This is a genomic window from Halobellus captivus, assembly GCF_003697845.1.
GTDB lineage: Archaea > Halobacteriota > Halobacteria > Halobacteriales > Haloferacaceae > Halorubrum > Halorubrum glutamatedens.
Genome location: NZ_RDQE01000002.1, coordinates 91,796 through 104,748, shown reverse-complemented (window position 1 = coordinate 104,748; position 12,953 = coordinate 91,796). Strand labels below are relative to the sequence as shown.

15 protein-coding genes are annotated in these 12,953 nt (G+C 68.6%); 3 read left to right on the top strand and 12 right to left on the bottom strand.

Annotation, left to right across the window (positions count from 1 at the left end; genetic code table 11):
• Nucleotides 1-218 precede the first annotated feature (218 nt).
• From EAO78_RS02580 to EAO78_RS02555, 6 genes are all read right to left on the bottom strand, one after another.
• Entirely contained in the window at nt 219-1,058 is an 840-nt protein-coding gene (locus tag EAO78_RS02580) for an acyl-CoA thioesterase family protein (RefSeq protein ID WP_122104525.1), read from the bottom strand.
• 80 nt (nt 1,059-1,138) lie between these two features.
• Nucleotides 1,139-1,342, bottom strand: a complete 204-nt coding sequence (locus EAO78_RS02575) for a hypothetical protein (RefSeq protein WP_122104301.1) — start codon at nt 1,340-1,342, stop codon at nt 1,139-1,141.
• 76 nt (nt 1,343-1,418) lie between these two features.
• Nucleotides 1,419-2,252: an ABC transporter permease gene (locus EAO78_RS02570; protein WP_238987604.1), complete on the bottom strand. Its 834-nt coding sequence runs from the start codon at nt 2,250-2,252 to the stop codon at nt 1,419-1,421.
• Complete coding sequence (locus EAO78_RS02565) at nt 2,249-3,211, bottom strand: ABC transporter permease (protein WP_238987603.1); 963 nt, start codon at nt 3,209-3,211, stop codon at nt 2,249-2,251. Before EAO78_RS02565 ends, EAO78_RS02570 begins: the two co-directional genes overlap by 4 nt.
• Nucleotides 3,211-4,344: an ABC transporter ATP-binding protein gene (locus EAO78_RS02560; RefSeq protein WP_122104300.1), complete on the bottom strand. Its 1,134-nt coding sequence runs from the start codon at nt 4,342-4,344 to the stop codon at nt 3,211-3,213. Before EAO78_RS02560 ends, EAO78_RS02565 begins: the two co-directional genes overlap by 1 nt.
• Nucleotide 4,345: 1 nt before the next feature.
• Entirely contained in the window at nt 4,346-5,464 is a 1,119-nt protein-coding gene (locus EAO78_RS02555) for an ABC transporter substrate-binding protein (RefSeq protein WP_122104299.1), read from the bottom strand.
• 194 nt (nt 5,465-5,658) lie between these two features.
• On the opposite strand from EAO78_RS02555, the gene EAO78_RS02550 reads away from it, so the two are divergent.
• Entirely contained in the window at nt 5,659-6,828 is a 1,170-nt protein-coding gene (locus EAO78_RS02550) for a pyridoxal phosphate-dependent aminotransferase (RefSeq protein ID WP_122104298.1), read from the top strand.
• Nucleotides 6,829-6,898: 70 nt separating this feature from the next.
• A complete protein-coding gene (locus tag EAO78_RS02545; RefSeq protein ID WP_122104297.1) occupies nt 6,899-8,275 on the top strand; it encodes an FAD-binding oxidoreductase in 1,377 nt (458 codons plus the stop codon).
• A 13-nt stretch (nt 8,276-8,288) separates the two neighbouring features.
• Here the strand turns inward: EAO78_RS02545 and EAO78_RS02540 are convergent, their stop codons facing one another.
• From EAO78_RS02540 to EAO78_RS02525, 4 genes are all read right to left on the bottom strand, one after another.
• A complete protein-coding gene (locus EAO78_RS02540; RefSeq protein ID WP_122104296.1) occupies nt 8,289-9,002 on the bottom strand; it encodes a DUF4382 domain-containing protein in 714 nt (237 codons plus the stop codon).
• 1 nt (nt 9,003) lies between these two features.
• Nucleotides 9,004-9,300, bottom strand: a complete 297-nt coding sequence (locus EAO78_RS02535) for a hypothetical protein (RefSeq protein WP_122104295.1) — start codon at nt 9,298-9,300, stop codon at nt 9,004-9,006.
• 210 nt (nt 9,301-9,510) lie between these two features.
• Entirely contained in the window at nt 9,511-9,999 is a 489-nt protein-coding gene (locus tag EAO78_RS02530; RefSeq protein WP_122104294.1) for a hypothetical protein, read from the bottom strand.
• Between the two features lie 81 nt (nt 10,000-10,080).
• A complete protein-coding gene (locus EAO78_RS02525) occupies nt 10,081-10,431 on the bottom strand; it encodes a 4a-hydroxytetrahydrobiopterin dehydratase (RefSeq protein WP_122104293.1) in 351 nt (116 codons plus the stop codon).
• A 111-nt stretch (nt 10,432-10,542) separates the two neighbouring features.
• Here EAO78_RS02525 and EAO78_RS02520 point away from each other — a divergent pair, with 111 nt between their 5' ends.
• Complete coding sequence (locus EAO78_RS02520) at nt 10,543-11,370, top strand: BtpA/SgcQ family protein (RefSeq protein WP_122104292.1); 828 nt, start codon at nt 10,543-10,545, stop codon at nt 11,368-11,370.
• A 50-nt stretch (nt 11,371-11,420) separates the two neighbouring features.
• Here the strand turns inward: EAO78_RS02520 and EAO78_RS02515 are convergent, their stop codons facing one another.
• Together EAO78_RS02515 and EAO78_RS02510 are read right to left on the bottom strand one after the other, a co-directional pair.
• Nucleotides 11,421-12,479, bottom strand: coding sequence for a carbohydrate kinase family protein (locus EAO78_RS02515; protein ID WP_122104291.1), 1,059 nt, complete (start codon nt 12,477-12,479; stop codon nt 11,421-11,423).
• Between the two features lie 2 nt (nt 12,480-12,481).
• Nucleotides 12,482-12,937, bottom strand: a complete 456-nt coding sequence (locus tag EAO78_RS02510) for a nucleoside deaminase (RefSeq protein ID WP_122104290.1) — start codon at nt 12,935-12,937, stop codon at nt 12,482-12,484.
• Nucleotides 12,938-12,953: the final 16 nt, after the last annotated feature.

Below are 12,953 nucleotides of genomic sequence, written 5' to 3'. Positions count from 1 at the left end.
GTCGTCTAGCTCCCGGTCGAGTCCGTCCACGACCCCGCTCATCGAAACCGACGCGAACCGTTCGCTCCGAGGGTTCGGCCCCCACTGGACGTGTCTGTTTCATTCCGGAGGTCGTCGACGAACTCCCGTCCGACCGGCTCTGACGTCCACTTGGACTCGGCAAAGGGGACCCTGTCGTCGGTCGCCGCTCGTTGAGGAAGGGGACTTAGCGCCCCGGTTCAGCGGAACGGAGTCAGCATGGCGTCATCGAACGGGACCGACTCGCCGGTCCGGTCGAAACATCCGTATTCGGTGACTCCTTCGATGTTGGTCCGGCCGTTACTGGACAGTTCGTGTGCGACCCGGATCGTGTCACGCTCGACCGCCATCACGTCACAGTTCACGTGCAGCGTCGAGTCGAATCGGACGGGCGCTTTGAACTCCCACTTCCAGTCACGGATGCGGTAGGGCTCCTTGTCGCCGCGTAATTCGGCGAGACTGGTTCCCCGTTCGTCGAGGAACCGTTCGAGCGCGATGTCGGCGAACCGTGGATACTCCTCGAAGTACGCCAGATCCGCCCCCTCGATGTGGGGGCTATGGATCCGGAACGACGACGAAAACGTGGGCGTCTCCCCGCCCGTGTCGGTCCCCGTTCCGGGCCCGACGTCGGGGTCGCGATCGACGGACGCGTCGGCGAAGTCCGAGCGGGTCTGCTCGGGCAACGGCAGCGCGGATCCGTCTCCCGCGATCGTCACGTGAACTATTCGTGCCGTGGCCAGCCGTTCACCGTCGCCGTTATCGATCTCGTAGAGCAACTCCACGCTGGAGTCGCCGACGTTCACCGGCACCGTGTCGACGGTAACGACGTCGCCAACGGCGGGATAGCGGGTGACGGAGGTACCGGCGACGACCGGTGCGTACGGGATGCCGTCGGCGGCGAGGATCTCCTGAAAGGAGTGATCGAACGCTTCAGTCATCTCCTGCGTGGATATCAACGACCAGTCGAAGAACGTCGCACCGTGGACGAGCGAGCCGGCGAGCTCGCCGAATCGGACTCGGTGGCCGGGAATCGTTTGCACGTCCTTCACCGATCACACTGAGGGGCATGATAGTACAGAAAACGGCAAACGGCACGAGGTCCGTCCGCCTACGGGGCACCTCAGTCGATGTACGCGTGGCCGACGACGGCGACGATCAGCGCGGCGACGACGATCCACGCGAACGGCTCCGCCGCGAGCAGCGCGAAGGGACGGAGAACGGACTCGTCGAACCCGAAGAGCAGGCCGGCGATGACCACCGCACCGACCACGGTCGCCGCGACGACCGCGGCGATGCCGAAAAGCGCCGCGTCCGGTGGATCCATACCGGTCCTGTGACGGCGAGGGGCAAAAACGTCCCGTCGCCGGAGCACGCGGTGACGCTCGAGCCTCGGCCCGGCGTCAGCGCTGTGCGATCAGTTCGACTCGCGTGATCGAGACGGCCGCGAGCACCATCGACACCGCCACCGCGAGGAAGACCACGCTGATCACGTTCACCTCGGGCGTCACGTTGTACCGGATCTGGTTCCAGATGTACACCGGAAGGGTGGGATCGCCCGACCCCTTCACGAAGTAGGTGTAGACGAACTCGTTGAACGAGAGGGTAAACGCGAGCAGACCGCCCGCGACGACCCCCGGGAAGACGTTCGGCAGCGTGACCTGCCGGAACGTCTCGAACTCGTCCGCGCCGAGGTCCTTCGAGGCCTCCTCGAGTCCCCTGTCGAACGAGAGGAACGTCGGCAGGATGACGAGCGTCGCGAACGGGACGGTCCGGATCACGTGGGCGATCACCACCGCCACGTAGTCCGGGAGTCCGAGGGTCCCCTTGAAGAACAACACCATGGCGACCCCGGTCACCACGAGCGGGACGATGATCGGGAGCGTGGCCAGAAGCTGGAGCCAGCTCCGCCCGGGGAAGACGTACCGGTCGATCGCGTACGCGATCATCGTCGACAGCGCGACCGTGATCCCCGTCGCGGGGATCGAGATGGTGAGCGTCGTGACGATGGCGTCGATCGCGGCGTCGTTCGTCAGGAACTCGCGGTACCACCGGAGCGTGAGCTCGTCCGGCGGGAACGACAACACGCCGCCGTCGGCGAACGACATGAACACGAGCACGCCGATCGGCAACCAGAGGAACGCGATCACCGAGACGATCACGGCGGCGGCCATGCGGGCGGCGTGTGCCTGCGTGAACCGCTCGAGCGGGTCCGTGACCCGGTCGATGGCGCTCACGCCGTCTCACCTCCGGCGCCGAAGAGCCCGCCGCCGAGACGCATCGCGACCACCAGAAGCGCCACGACGACGACCGAGATCACCATCCCGATGGCCGCGCCGAACGGCCAGTTGAAGGCGCTCTTGAACTGGTTCTCTATCACCATCCCGATCATGATGTTGTTCGTCCCGCCGAGCAGCCGCGGCGTGATGAACGAGCCGAAGGTGGGGATGAAGACGAGGACGATGCCGGTCACCACCCCGTTTATGGTCATCGGGAGCGTGACCGAGAGGAACGTCCGGATCGGCCCCGCCCCGAGGTCCTTCGATGCCTCGATGAGGTCTCCGTCGAGGTTGGTCAACGAGGCGTAAAACGGCAACACCGCGAGCGGCAACCAGACGTAGGTGAAGCCGATGAGGACGGCCGTGTCGGTGTACAACAGCCCCAGCGCCGGCAGTCCGGCGAGGTCCAGCAGCGAGTCCAGGACCCCGTCGCTCTGGAGGATGTTGATCCACGCGTACATCCGGATGATGTAGCTGGTCCAGAACGGCAGGATGACGAGCAGCAGAAGCAGCGTCGTCCGCCGGGAGAACCGAACGATGCTGTACGCCAGCGCGTATCCGACGGCCGCCACGATCGCCGTCACCTGGACGCTGATCAGGAACGTCCGCCAGACCACCGTGAGGTACGTCTCCGAGGTGAGAAAGTCGGTGTAGTTGTGCAGCGTCCACGCCCCGCCGATCTGGTCGGCCTGAAAGGAGACGACGAGCATCGCGAGAAGCGGGATCGCGAAGAAGAGCACCAGGATCCCGTACGGCGGCCCGGCGATCGCGAGCGTTCGGAGCCGCGGGCGTTCCCGGAGGTAGGTCGTGAGACCGCTCATCCGACCGTCGACGCCGGCCGTGGAGCCCCCATCCGTGGCGAGCTCGTCCCCGGATCCGTCGGCGGGCTCGTCGGTCGAGGACGGCGACTCCGGCATCAGGACCCTCCGTCCCCGCCGGGCGAACCGTCCCCGTCACGACGGTAGACGTGGACGTCCGCGGCGTCCCACGCGACCGTGACGCGGTCGTCGATCTCGAAGGAGGCGGACCGGACCTCCGCGGACAGGCGTCCCCACCGGTCCGTCTCGATCCCGTACTGCGAGTCGCTCCCCTGGTAGCTCCGGCTCCGTACGACCCCGGTCGTCGAGAACGTCCCGTCGGTGTCGGCGGGAGCGTCGGCGTCGGAACCGTCGGCGTCGGCGGATTCGACGCGCACCTGGAACGGCCGGATGCAGACGTCGACGGCATCGTCGACCGCGACTTCCTCGGCCGTGGTACGGGGAACGGTGACCGCTTCGTCGCCCGTGTTGATGGCGATCCCGTCGTCCTCGACGGCGGTGACGCGTCCCTCCACGGCGTTGACGTCGCCGATGAAGTCGGCGACGAACCGGCTCTCGGGCGCCTCGTAGAGCTCCTCGACTGTCCCGACCTGTTGGATCCGGCCGTCGTCGAGGACGACGAGCCGGTCGGAGACCGCGAGCGCGACCTCCTGGTCGTGGGTGACGTAGAGGAACGTCGTGTCCGTCTCGAGTTGGATCCGCTGAAGCTCGCCCTGCATGTGCTGGCGGAGCTTGCGGTCGAGCGAGGAGAGCGGCTCGTCGAACAGCACGAGCGCCGGCTCGTTGACGAGCGCGCGGGCGAGCGCGACGCGCTGTTGTTCCCCGCCGGAGAGCTCCGACGGAGTGCGGTCGCCGTAGCCCTCCAGTCGGACCATCTCCAGCATGTCCTCGGTCCGCTCGCGCCGCTCGTCGGCCGGGACGCCCGACTGTTTCAGGCCGTAGCCGATGTTCTCGGCGACTGTGAGGTGCGGAAACAACGCGAGGTCCTGAAACACCATGTTCACGTCGCGCTCGAACGGCGGCGACCCCACGATCCCGACGTCGTCGAGGGCGATCTCACCCTCCGTAGGTTCCTCGAACCCCGCGACCATCCGGAGCACCGTCGACTTCCCGGACCCGCTGGGGCCGAGGATCGAGACGAACTCGCCGTCCTCGACGTCGAAGTCCACGTCGTCGACGGCGACCAGGTCGCCGAACTCCTTCGTTAACCCGCGGACGCGCAGCAACGACATTCTACGCGGCCTTGACTGCCGTCCAGATCTCGTCGTATCGCGAGCGGACCTCGTCGGAGAGCGTCTCCGAGAAGACGAGGTCCCACTCGTCCGGCCAGTTCGTGAACTCGGCGTCCTCCTCGGAGAGCTCGTCGCTGATGTCGACGGCGGGCTGGTAGCCCATGGTCTCGAACAGCTGGGCCGCGTGCTCCGTCTCGCTCGCCCAGTTGGTGAACTGGAGGCTCGCGATCGGGTTCGGCGCGCCCTGCGGGATCACGAAGAGGTCGCTCGTGTACATCGCGCCCTCCTGTGGGGCGGTGTAATGGACCGGCGCGCCCTCCTGGAACCGCGCCGTGTAGGTCCGACCCATCGTGAGCGGCCCCGCCACGACGTCCTCGTTGACGAAGAGGCTCATCCCCTGCTGGTAGTCGCCCCAGTAGGTCTGGAGGAGCGGCTTCTGCTGGATCAGGACCTCCTCGATCTCGTCGTAGTCGTCGGGCTGGATCGGGTCCTGTCCGGTGTAGAGCGCGGCGATCTGACAGGAGACGGTGGCGTTGTCCCACATACAGAGGTCGCCCTCGTGTTCCTCGTCCCAGAGGACGCCCCAGGAGTCGGGTGCCGAGTCGAAGTACTCATCGTTGTACGTGAGCGGGTACAAGACCAACGCCTCGGGGATCCCGTACACCGAGCCGTCCTGCTGGTACGAACTCGCGTCCTTGACGCGGTCGCTGATGTTCTCCCACGCCGGCATGACGTCGACCGGAAGTTCGTGGAGGAAGTCGTTCTCGATGGACCGCTCGACCCAGTTCGTCGTCGCGGCGATGTTGTCTATCTCGTCGTTGCCGGCCTGGAGCTGTGAGTACCACTGGTCGGCCGAGGAGTAGCCGGAGTTGCTCACGTCGACGTCGAACTCGTCGCCGAAGGCGTCGATGGCGTACTCGGCCCACGAGTCGTACCAGTTCCACAGGTTCAGGTTCGACTCCAGGTCCTCGGGCGGCCACTCCGTGACGTCCATGGGAACCCGGTCGCCCCCGCCGTCGCCGCCGAGACACCCGGCCGCGGCCGCGACGCCCGTCGTCGCCGCTCCCTGAAGGAAGCGACGGCGGTTCAGGCTCGTCGATCCGTCGGTCAGTTTACGCATGTTTCCTCTCCGTCGCTAGCTCGTGTGCTTCGTACTCCATCACGAAGGATCAACTTCGATCCGCGCAAATAAACGTACCGGGAAGCGGGACATCGGATAACTCAGATGGCCGCAGTCCGTCGAATGTCATCATCGACCGGGTTCGATGGCTCCGAAACCGGGTCCGTTTTTATACTCGCCTCGATAGCGGAGGTATGACCTTCGGAAACGCGTTCGATCGGTCGCTCGGGAGCCGCCGCGTCGGTGGAATGAACGAGTCGGTCATCAGGGAGATGACTCGCGAGGCGCACCGTCACGAGGCGATCAACCTCTCACAGGGGATCCCGGACGAGGACGAGACGCCGCCGTCGGTCAAGCGAGCGGCCAAGGAGGCGGTCGACACGGACAGCCAGTACACCATCACCTGGGGACTGCCGGCGCTCCGGGAGGCGGTCTCCGAACGCTACGCCGACTGGAAGGGGATCGAGTACGACCCGGAGACGGAGGTCACCGTCACGAGCGGCACGAGCGAGGGCCTCATGTCCTCGCTCCTGGCGCTGTGTGACCCCGGCGACGGCGTCGTCTACTTCGAGCCGACCTACGAGAGTTACATCCCCGGCGTCCAGTTCGCCGAGGGGCAGCCGATCCCGATCGACATCACCGACGGGCTGGCCGTCGAGGAGGGCGCGCTCCGCGAGGCCGCCGCGGACGCGTCGATCCTGGTCTTGAACCACCCGCACAACCCGACCGGGAAGGTGTTCACGCCGGACGAGCTCGAGCTGATCGCGGAGGTCGCCGTCGCGGAGGACCTGATCGTGATCACCGACGAGATCTACGAGCACATCGTCTACGCGGACCACTACCGGAGCCCGGTGACGGTCGACGGCCTCGCCGAGCGGACCGTCGTCTGTACCGGGATGTCGAAGACGTACTCGGTCACGGGGTGGCGCGTCGGGTTCGTGCTCGCACCCGAGCCGCTCTCGGCGGAGCTGCGGAAGTTCCACGACTACACGAGCATCTGCGCGCCGACCCCCTTCCAGCACGCCGGCGTCGAGGCACTCTCGCTGCCCGATAGCTACTACGAGGAGCTGTCCGACTCCTACGAGCGCCGGCGGGAACAGCTGTACGACGGCCTTCGGTCGGTGGGGCTCGACCCCGTGAAACCGGACGGGGCCTACTACATGCTGACGCGGTACCCGACCGACGAGGACGACACGGAGTTCTGTTTCCGGCTCATCCGCGAGGCGGGCGTCGCCGCGGTCCCCGGGAGCAGCTTCTACACCGACGACGGGGAGGAATGGGTCCGGTTCACCTTCTCGCGGAACGAGGAGACGATCGGCCGCGCGATCGATCGCCTCGACGAGAGCCGGTTCTGGGAGGCGTAACGCGACACGCCGACTGCCCCGTCGTCGGAGGGGCCGCTACCTTTTTGCCCGTCACTCGCCAGGCTCTCGCATGACCGACGCGTCGTTTCTCCGGTCGATACTCTCGCCGGATCAGGTGTCGAGGACGGACGCCGACCGCGACCACCACGGAACCGACTGGGGCACCGCGCTCGCGGACGCCTCCCCGCCCGACGTCGTCGTCTGGCCGGAGTCGACCGCCGAGGTGTCCGAGGTCCTCGCGGCCGCGACCGAACGGGGGATCCCGGTCACGCCCTTCGCGGCCGGCACGGGGATCGAGGGCAACGCGGTCCCCGCCCGCGGCGGGATCAGCCTCGACCTGACCCGGATGGACGCGGTTCTGGACGTGCGCCCCGAGGACCGACAGGTCGACGTCGATCCCGGCGTCATCGGGGCCGACGTCGACGAGGCGGTCGCCGCCCACGGCCTCTTCTTCCCGCCGCTGCCGACCTCCGGCGACATGGCGACGATCGGCGGGATGATCGCGACGAACGCCAGCGGGAAGCGGACCGTCAAGTACGGGAAGGTGGGCGACTGGGTGCGCGAGATCGAGGTCGTCCTCGCCGACGGCTCCGTGTTCACGGCAGGGACGCGGGCCGAGAAGACCTCCTCGGGGTACGACCTCCGGGACCTGGTCGTCGGCAGCGAGGGCACCCTCGGCGTGGTGACCCGGGCGACGCTCTCGCTCGCCGGGCGGCCCGAGCGGACGCGGGTCGGCCGGGCGACGTTCGGGACGCTCGACGACGCGACCGCCGCCGCGGCGGACCTCGTCGGCTCGGGCGTCGACGTGAGCGCCGTGGAGCTCGTCGACGAGCTGAGCGCCCGGATGGTCAACGACTACGTGGGCTCCGACCTGCCCGAGGGGCCGACGCTCTTCCTGGAGTTCCAGGCCGACCACGGCCTCGAGCAGGAGATCGAGTTCGCCCGAGCGATACTCGACGCACACGACCCGGTCGAGGTCCTCCTCGACGGCGAGACCGACCCCGACGAGGTCTGGAAGCCGCGCCACGAGCTCGCGGACGCGGTCCGAGCGTACTACCCCGAACTGGAGTCGCTCCACGCCGGCGACGTCGCGGTGCCGATCGGCTCCTTCTCGAGCATCGTCGCGCACGTCCACGAGGTGGCCGACGCCCACGACGCGCCGATCCCGACGTTCGGCCACGCCGGCGACGGCAACGTCCACTTCGACGTGCTCGTCGACCCCGACGAGGAGGGTGCCGTCGCCGAGGCCCACGAGATCTACGAGTCGATCGTCACCGAGGCGATAGATCTCGGCGGGACCGCCACCGGCGAGCACGGGATCGGCCAGGGAAAACGCGAGTTCCTCCCGGTCGAACACGGCGAGACCGGCGTCGAGGCGATGCGCGCGATCAAGGACGCGCTCGACCCCCACGGGACGCTCAACCCCGGGAAGGTGTTCCCCGAGTGAGGGTCGGTTCGCGCTACTCGCCGTCCTCGTCGTAGCTCACCTCGATGCCTCGTGGCACGGGCCGGAGCAGGTACGTCCCGTCCCCGCGTTTCACCGGCGCGAAGTCGGCGGTGAAGCTCGTGACCGAGTCCTCTCTGATCTCGAACTCCTGGTTGAAGGTGAGCGGCGCGTTCCCGGGCAGTTCGACGGTCGCCTCGCCGCCCTCCGCGAGGGTCGCGTCGGTTCCGGAGACGTCGAGCTGGAGGTACGGATAGGTCCCGATCGCCAGCTCGCGCTCGTCGATCAGCTGCGTCTCCTCGCCCTGTAACTGGACGAGGTCGGCCTCCTGTGGCTCGTCGAACTCGTGATACTCGCGTCCCTGCGGCTCGTCCTCGTCGGCGTCGTCGCCCTCGCCGTCATCGGTTTCGGTGCCGTTTTCCGCGTCACTTCCACCGGTATCGGTCCCGGTGGTGTTCTCGTCGTCTTCGGCCTCGTCGTCTTCGGCCTCGTCCTCTCCGTCCTCGCCGTCCCCGTCACCGCCCTCCGGCCCTATCCAGACCCCGTCGATCGTGACGACGAGCGACTCGAAGTCGCCGATGTCGGCCGGCTGGTCGGTGACGGACGTCGCGAGCGTGCCGGTCGCGCGGCCGACGCAGCCGGCGATCCCGGCGGTCCCGAGCGCGGCGGCACCGGTCGCGCGGAGGTAGTCACGACGACCGATCGCGAGTCGATCGAGTCGATCGCCCATCTCAGACACCCCCGTCGCCGCCGGCGGCGTTACCGGCGAGGTCGCTCACCGCGTCGCCGAGGTTTCCGATCTCGCCCGAGAGGAAGCCGTCGATCGCGTCCAGGAGGTCGCCCACGAAGTCCGGGACGGGTCCCGGCAGGTCGCTCGGCGGCCCGGCGTCGTCGCCGGCGGCCGCGTTCGGGCCGACGTCGCCCGGTGCGTTCGGTCCGGCCGCCGCGACGCCGCCGGCCGCGACGCCGGTTCCGATCAGTACGACCGCGGCGAGCGCTCCGAGGAGCGCGGTTCGAATGACGTTCATTGCGACTGCCCCTCGATCGTCCACGGGCTTCAATGATCCAATCGCTTCGCCCGGTTCGTCCCGAATTAACTCGAGTTAATCCGGTTCGAGCGGTCTCGAGACCGTCGATCCGGGAGCTGTGGCCGTTCGGAGGGATCGACGGGACGATCGACGGAGCGTCACGCTGTCCCGCGGCGATCGGCGGCGACCGAAAACGTTCGGTCCGTCCGCCTATGCCTCGGCGTTCCGCTTGGTGTAGGCGTCGAGGGCGGTCTCGATCGTGGACAGGTCGCGAGTGACCCGGGCGTCGGCGACGCGCATGAACCCCGGCGTGTACGACGCGGAGTAGTCGAAGATGCGATTGACGCCGCGTTTGGGGACCGAGACCGGCGCGAACGATTCGACCGTGTACACCCGCGTGGTCGGGAACGCGGTCCAGAACGTGCCGCTGACCCAGCGGTCATCGTCGGTGAACGTCTCGCCCACCCGTCCGGTGGCGACGTACTCGCCGTCGTGATAGAAGAGGAGGAGGTCGCCAGACTCCATTCGGTCGAAGGTCGAGCCGTTCCCGCTGTCGTCGTCGACGGCCCACAGCCGCGCCTCCTCGACGTCCGCGAGCGGCTCCGGCCGGTCGTCGTACTCGTCGAGATCGACCGTGGACCGAACGGTTCGATCGAAGTTCTCCGGGTCGATCGGGACGAGAAAGACGTTGTCGCTCATTGCCCTCCGTTTCTCCGGGAGGGATTTAAAGGCGTTCGTTGACCGACTCCGGCTCGCTCCGCCGGTCTTCCCGGCCGGACGTCACGCCTCGCCGTACTCGTCGTAGATCCGGTCCATCCGTGCGGCCATCACGAAGTCGGACCGGTGGAGGCCGTCGATGTCGTGGCTCCACATCTCGATGCGGACCTCCCCCCACGAGAGGTGGATATCGGGGTGGTGCCACTCCGCCTCCGCGAGCTCGCCCACGTCGTTCGTGAACGCGAGCGCGCTCGCGAAGTCCTCGAAGGCGTACGTCGCCTCGAGGTGGTGTTCCTCGACCACTTCCCAGGCGTCGCCGAGCTCGTCGAGGTGGTCGGCGTACTCTCCCGGCGTCAGCGGCTCGTCGTCCTCCGCGGACGGCTCCACCGGCTCGTCGGCGAGCGAGGATGTCATGAGCTACCGTTGGTCTCGGAGGGGTTTGTAGCTTCCGTGCGAGGGGGACGACGAGCCGCAGTCGGCCCGCACGACGAGGGCATTAAAACGGGGGCACTCCTCGGGAGACGCGTGAACCTCGACTCCACGTTCGGCACGGACGCGCCGGTGATCGGCATGATACACCTGCCCGCGCTCCCGGGCGCGCCGGCCGCGCCCGACGACGGCGCGGTCGCGATGGACGCGGCCGTCGAGCGCGCCGTGAGCGACGCGACGAGACTCGAGGCGGGCGGCGTCGACGGTCTGATGATCGAGAACTTCGGCGACGCCCCGTTCTACCCGGACGACGTGCCGAAACACACGGTCGCGGCGACGACCCGTGCGGCGACCGAGGTCGCGGCCGCGGTCGACCTACCACTCGGGATCAACGTCCTCCGGAACGACGCCGAGGCGGCCGTCTCCGTCGCGGCCGCGGTCGGGGCGGAGTTCGTCCGCGTGAACGTTCACACGGGCGCGCGCGTCACGGACCAGGGGATCGTCGAGGGACGCGCCCACGGGACGATCCGACTCCGCGAGCGGCTCGGCGTCGACGTCGGAATCTTCGCCGACACCGACGTGAAACACTCGGCGCCGCTCACTCCGGCGGGATACTCCGCGGAGTCGTTCGCGGACACCGCGGAACGCGGCCTCGCGGACGCCGTGATCGCCTCGGGGTCGGGAACCGGACACGCGGTCGACGACGGCGCGCTGGAGGCGGTCGTCGCCGAGCGCGAACGGCACGGGCTCGACACGCCGGTGTTCGTCGGCAGCGGCGTCCGCCCCGACACGATCGGCGAGATCCTCGGCGTCGCGGACGGCGTCATCGTCGGGACCGCGCTGAAGGAGGGCGGCGAGACGACCGCGCCGGTCGACCCCGATCGGGTCGCGGAGCTCGTGGAGCGGGCGGACGAGGTTCGGTGAGTCCGGTCTCGGTCGCTCACTTCTCCCGTCACCGAAGCCCACCTCGTCCGTCACTGCAGATCCACGTCGCGTTCCGCGAGGAACGCCCGCACCTCCTCGCGGGTCGGCAGCCCGGCCTGTGTGAACCGCTCCGTGCAGTTGATCGCCGCGACCGCGGCCGCGAATCGGACGGCGTCGACGAGCGCCTTCGATGGACCCGCCGTCGGGTCGCGTTCCGTTAGGAGCCACCGATCGATCAGGCCGGCGAGGAACGCGTCGCCCGCGCCGGTCGTGTCGACGACGTCGACCTCGAACGCGTCGACCCGTGTCGTCTCGCCGTCGGCGATCACGGTCATCCCGTCCGCGCCGTGGGTGAGGACCGCGGGGCCGACGGACGGGGTGCGGACCGCGGCGAGCCGGTCGACTGCGGCCTCGCGTCCGCCGAAGTAGGCGGGCGCGGCGACGCCGCCGGCGACGAAGAGGTCGGCGTGGTGGAGGTAGCCGTGGACCGTCCCCGGTTCGGTCCCGCGACCGGCGAGTTCCGCGACCGGCCCCGAGAGGTCGAAGACGAGCGCCGGCCGGTCGGCCTCGGGCGCGTCGAGAACACGTTCGAGCACCGCGCGTGCGACCCGGTCCGGCGCGTACGCCGTGAGGAAGACGACCTCGCTCCCGACGACCGACTCGAGGGTCGCCGAGTCGAGCCGGAGCTCCCGGACGCTCTCCCCGGCGGTGACGATGGCGCGCTCGCCGTCCGGCGCGCTGAGGATCACCGACCGCGTCGTCGGGTCGTCCCCGACCTCGACCCGTGACCCGTCGACGCCGGTCTCGGCCAGCCAGGAGCGCGCCAGGCGACCGTACTCGTCGTCGCCGACGCGGCTGACCAGTCCGACGTCGCGGCCGAGCCGATCGAGACCGACCGCGACGTTCGCGCCGACGCCGCCCGGCGCGGTCTCGACCTCGCTCGCGTACGCGCCGCCGTCCGGCTCCGGGAGGTTCGAGACGGCGTACCACTCGTCGACCGCGGCCGCGCCGATGGTGGTGACTCGCGGCGGATCGGTGGGGGTTTCGGCGCGTTCGGCGGGCTCGGTGCCGTCGACGTTCTCGGAGCCGTCGACGTTCTCGGACGGCATCGTCACTCCCCGTAGAAGGAGCGGTGAACGGCCATCGCGGCCTCGGTCGCGATCGGTCCCTCCACGGTAGTGTCGCCGTCGGCCCGCCGGATCGCCTCGGCGGCGGGGATCGGGATCCCCCCGCCGGTGAGCTCGTGGAGCGTCTCGCCCGCGACGCCGAAGACGACGCGGTCGATCCCGGTGTAGTGGATCGCGGCGGTACACATCGGACACGGCTCGGTGCTCGCGTACATCGTACAGTCGGCCAGCTCCTCGGCCGAGAGCTCGCGGCCGGCCCATCGAGCCAGCTTGAGCTCCGGATGTGCGGAGACGTCCTCGTCGGTCAGGGTCGTGTTCTTCGACTCCCTTCGCACCTCGCCGTCGACGACCAACAGCGCGCCGAACGGGGTGTTCCCGTCCGCGGTCGCCTCCTCGGCGAGTTCGATCGTCCGCGCGACGTGTTCCTGGTCCGTGCGCATGTCCGTTCCTTCGACC

What these genes read in the sequence shown, in the direction of transcription:
- EAO78_RS02565 (WP_238987603.1), bottom strand. Translation starts at nt 3,211, where the DNA reads ATGCCGGAGTCGCCGTCCTCGACCGACGAGCCCGCCGACGGATCCGGG.
- EAO78_RS02575 (WP_122104301.1), bottom strand. Translation starts at nt 1,342, where the DNA reads ATGGATCCACCGGACGCGGCGCTTTTCGGCATCGCCGCGGTCGTCGCG.
- EAO78_RS02515 (WP_122104291.1), bottom strand. Translation starts at nt 12,479, where the DNA reads ATGCCGTCCGAGAACGTCGACGGCTCCGAGAACGTCGACGGCACCGAG.
- EAO78_RS02560 (WP_122104300.1), bottom strand. Translation starts at nt 4,344, where the DNA reads ATGTCGTTGCTGCGCGTCCGCGGGTTAACGAAGGAGTTCGGCGACCTG.
- EAO78_RS02555 (WP_122104299.1), bottom strand. Translation starts at nt 5,464, where the DNA reads ATGCGTAAACTGACCGACGGATCGACGAGCCTGAACCGCCGTCGCTTC.
- EAO78_RS02535 (WP_122104295.1), bottom strand. Translation starts at nt 9,300, where the DNA reads ATGAACGTCATTCGAACCGCGCTCCTCGGAGCGCTCGCCGCGGTCGTA.
- EAO78_RS02545 (WP_122104297.1), top strand. Translation starts at nt 6,899, where the DNA reads ATGACCGACGCGTCGTTTCTCCGGTCGATACTCTCGCCGGATCAGGTG.
- EAO78_RS02530 (WP_122104294.1), bottom strand. Translation starts at nt 9,999, where the DNA reads ATGAGCGACAACGTCTTTCTCGTCCCGATCGACCCGGAGAACTTCGAT.
- EAO78_RS02525 (WP_122104293.1), bottom strand. Translation starts at nt 10,431, where the DNA reads ATGACATCCTCGCTCGCCGACGAGCCGGTGGAGCCGTCCGCGGAGGAC.
- EAO78_RS02510 (WP_122104290.1), bottom strand. Translation starts at nt 12,937, where the DNA reads ATGCGCACGGACCAGGAACACGTCGCGCGGACGATCGAACTCGCCGAG.
- EAO78_RS02540 (WP_122104296.1), bottom strand. Translation starts at nt 9,002, where the DNA reads ATGGGCGATCGACTCGATCGACTCGCGATCGGTCGTCGTGACTACCTC.
- EAO78_RS02550 (WP_122104298.1), top strand. Translation starts at nt 5,659, where the DNA reads ATGACCTTCGGAAACGCGTTCGATCGGTCGCTCGGGAGCCGCCGCGTC.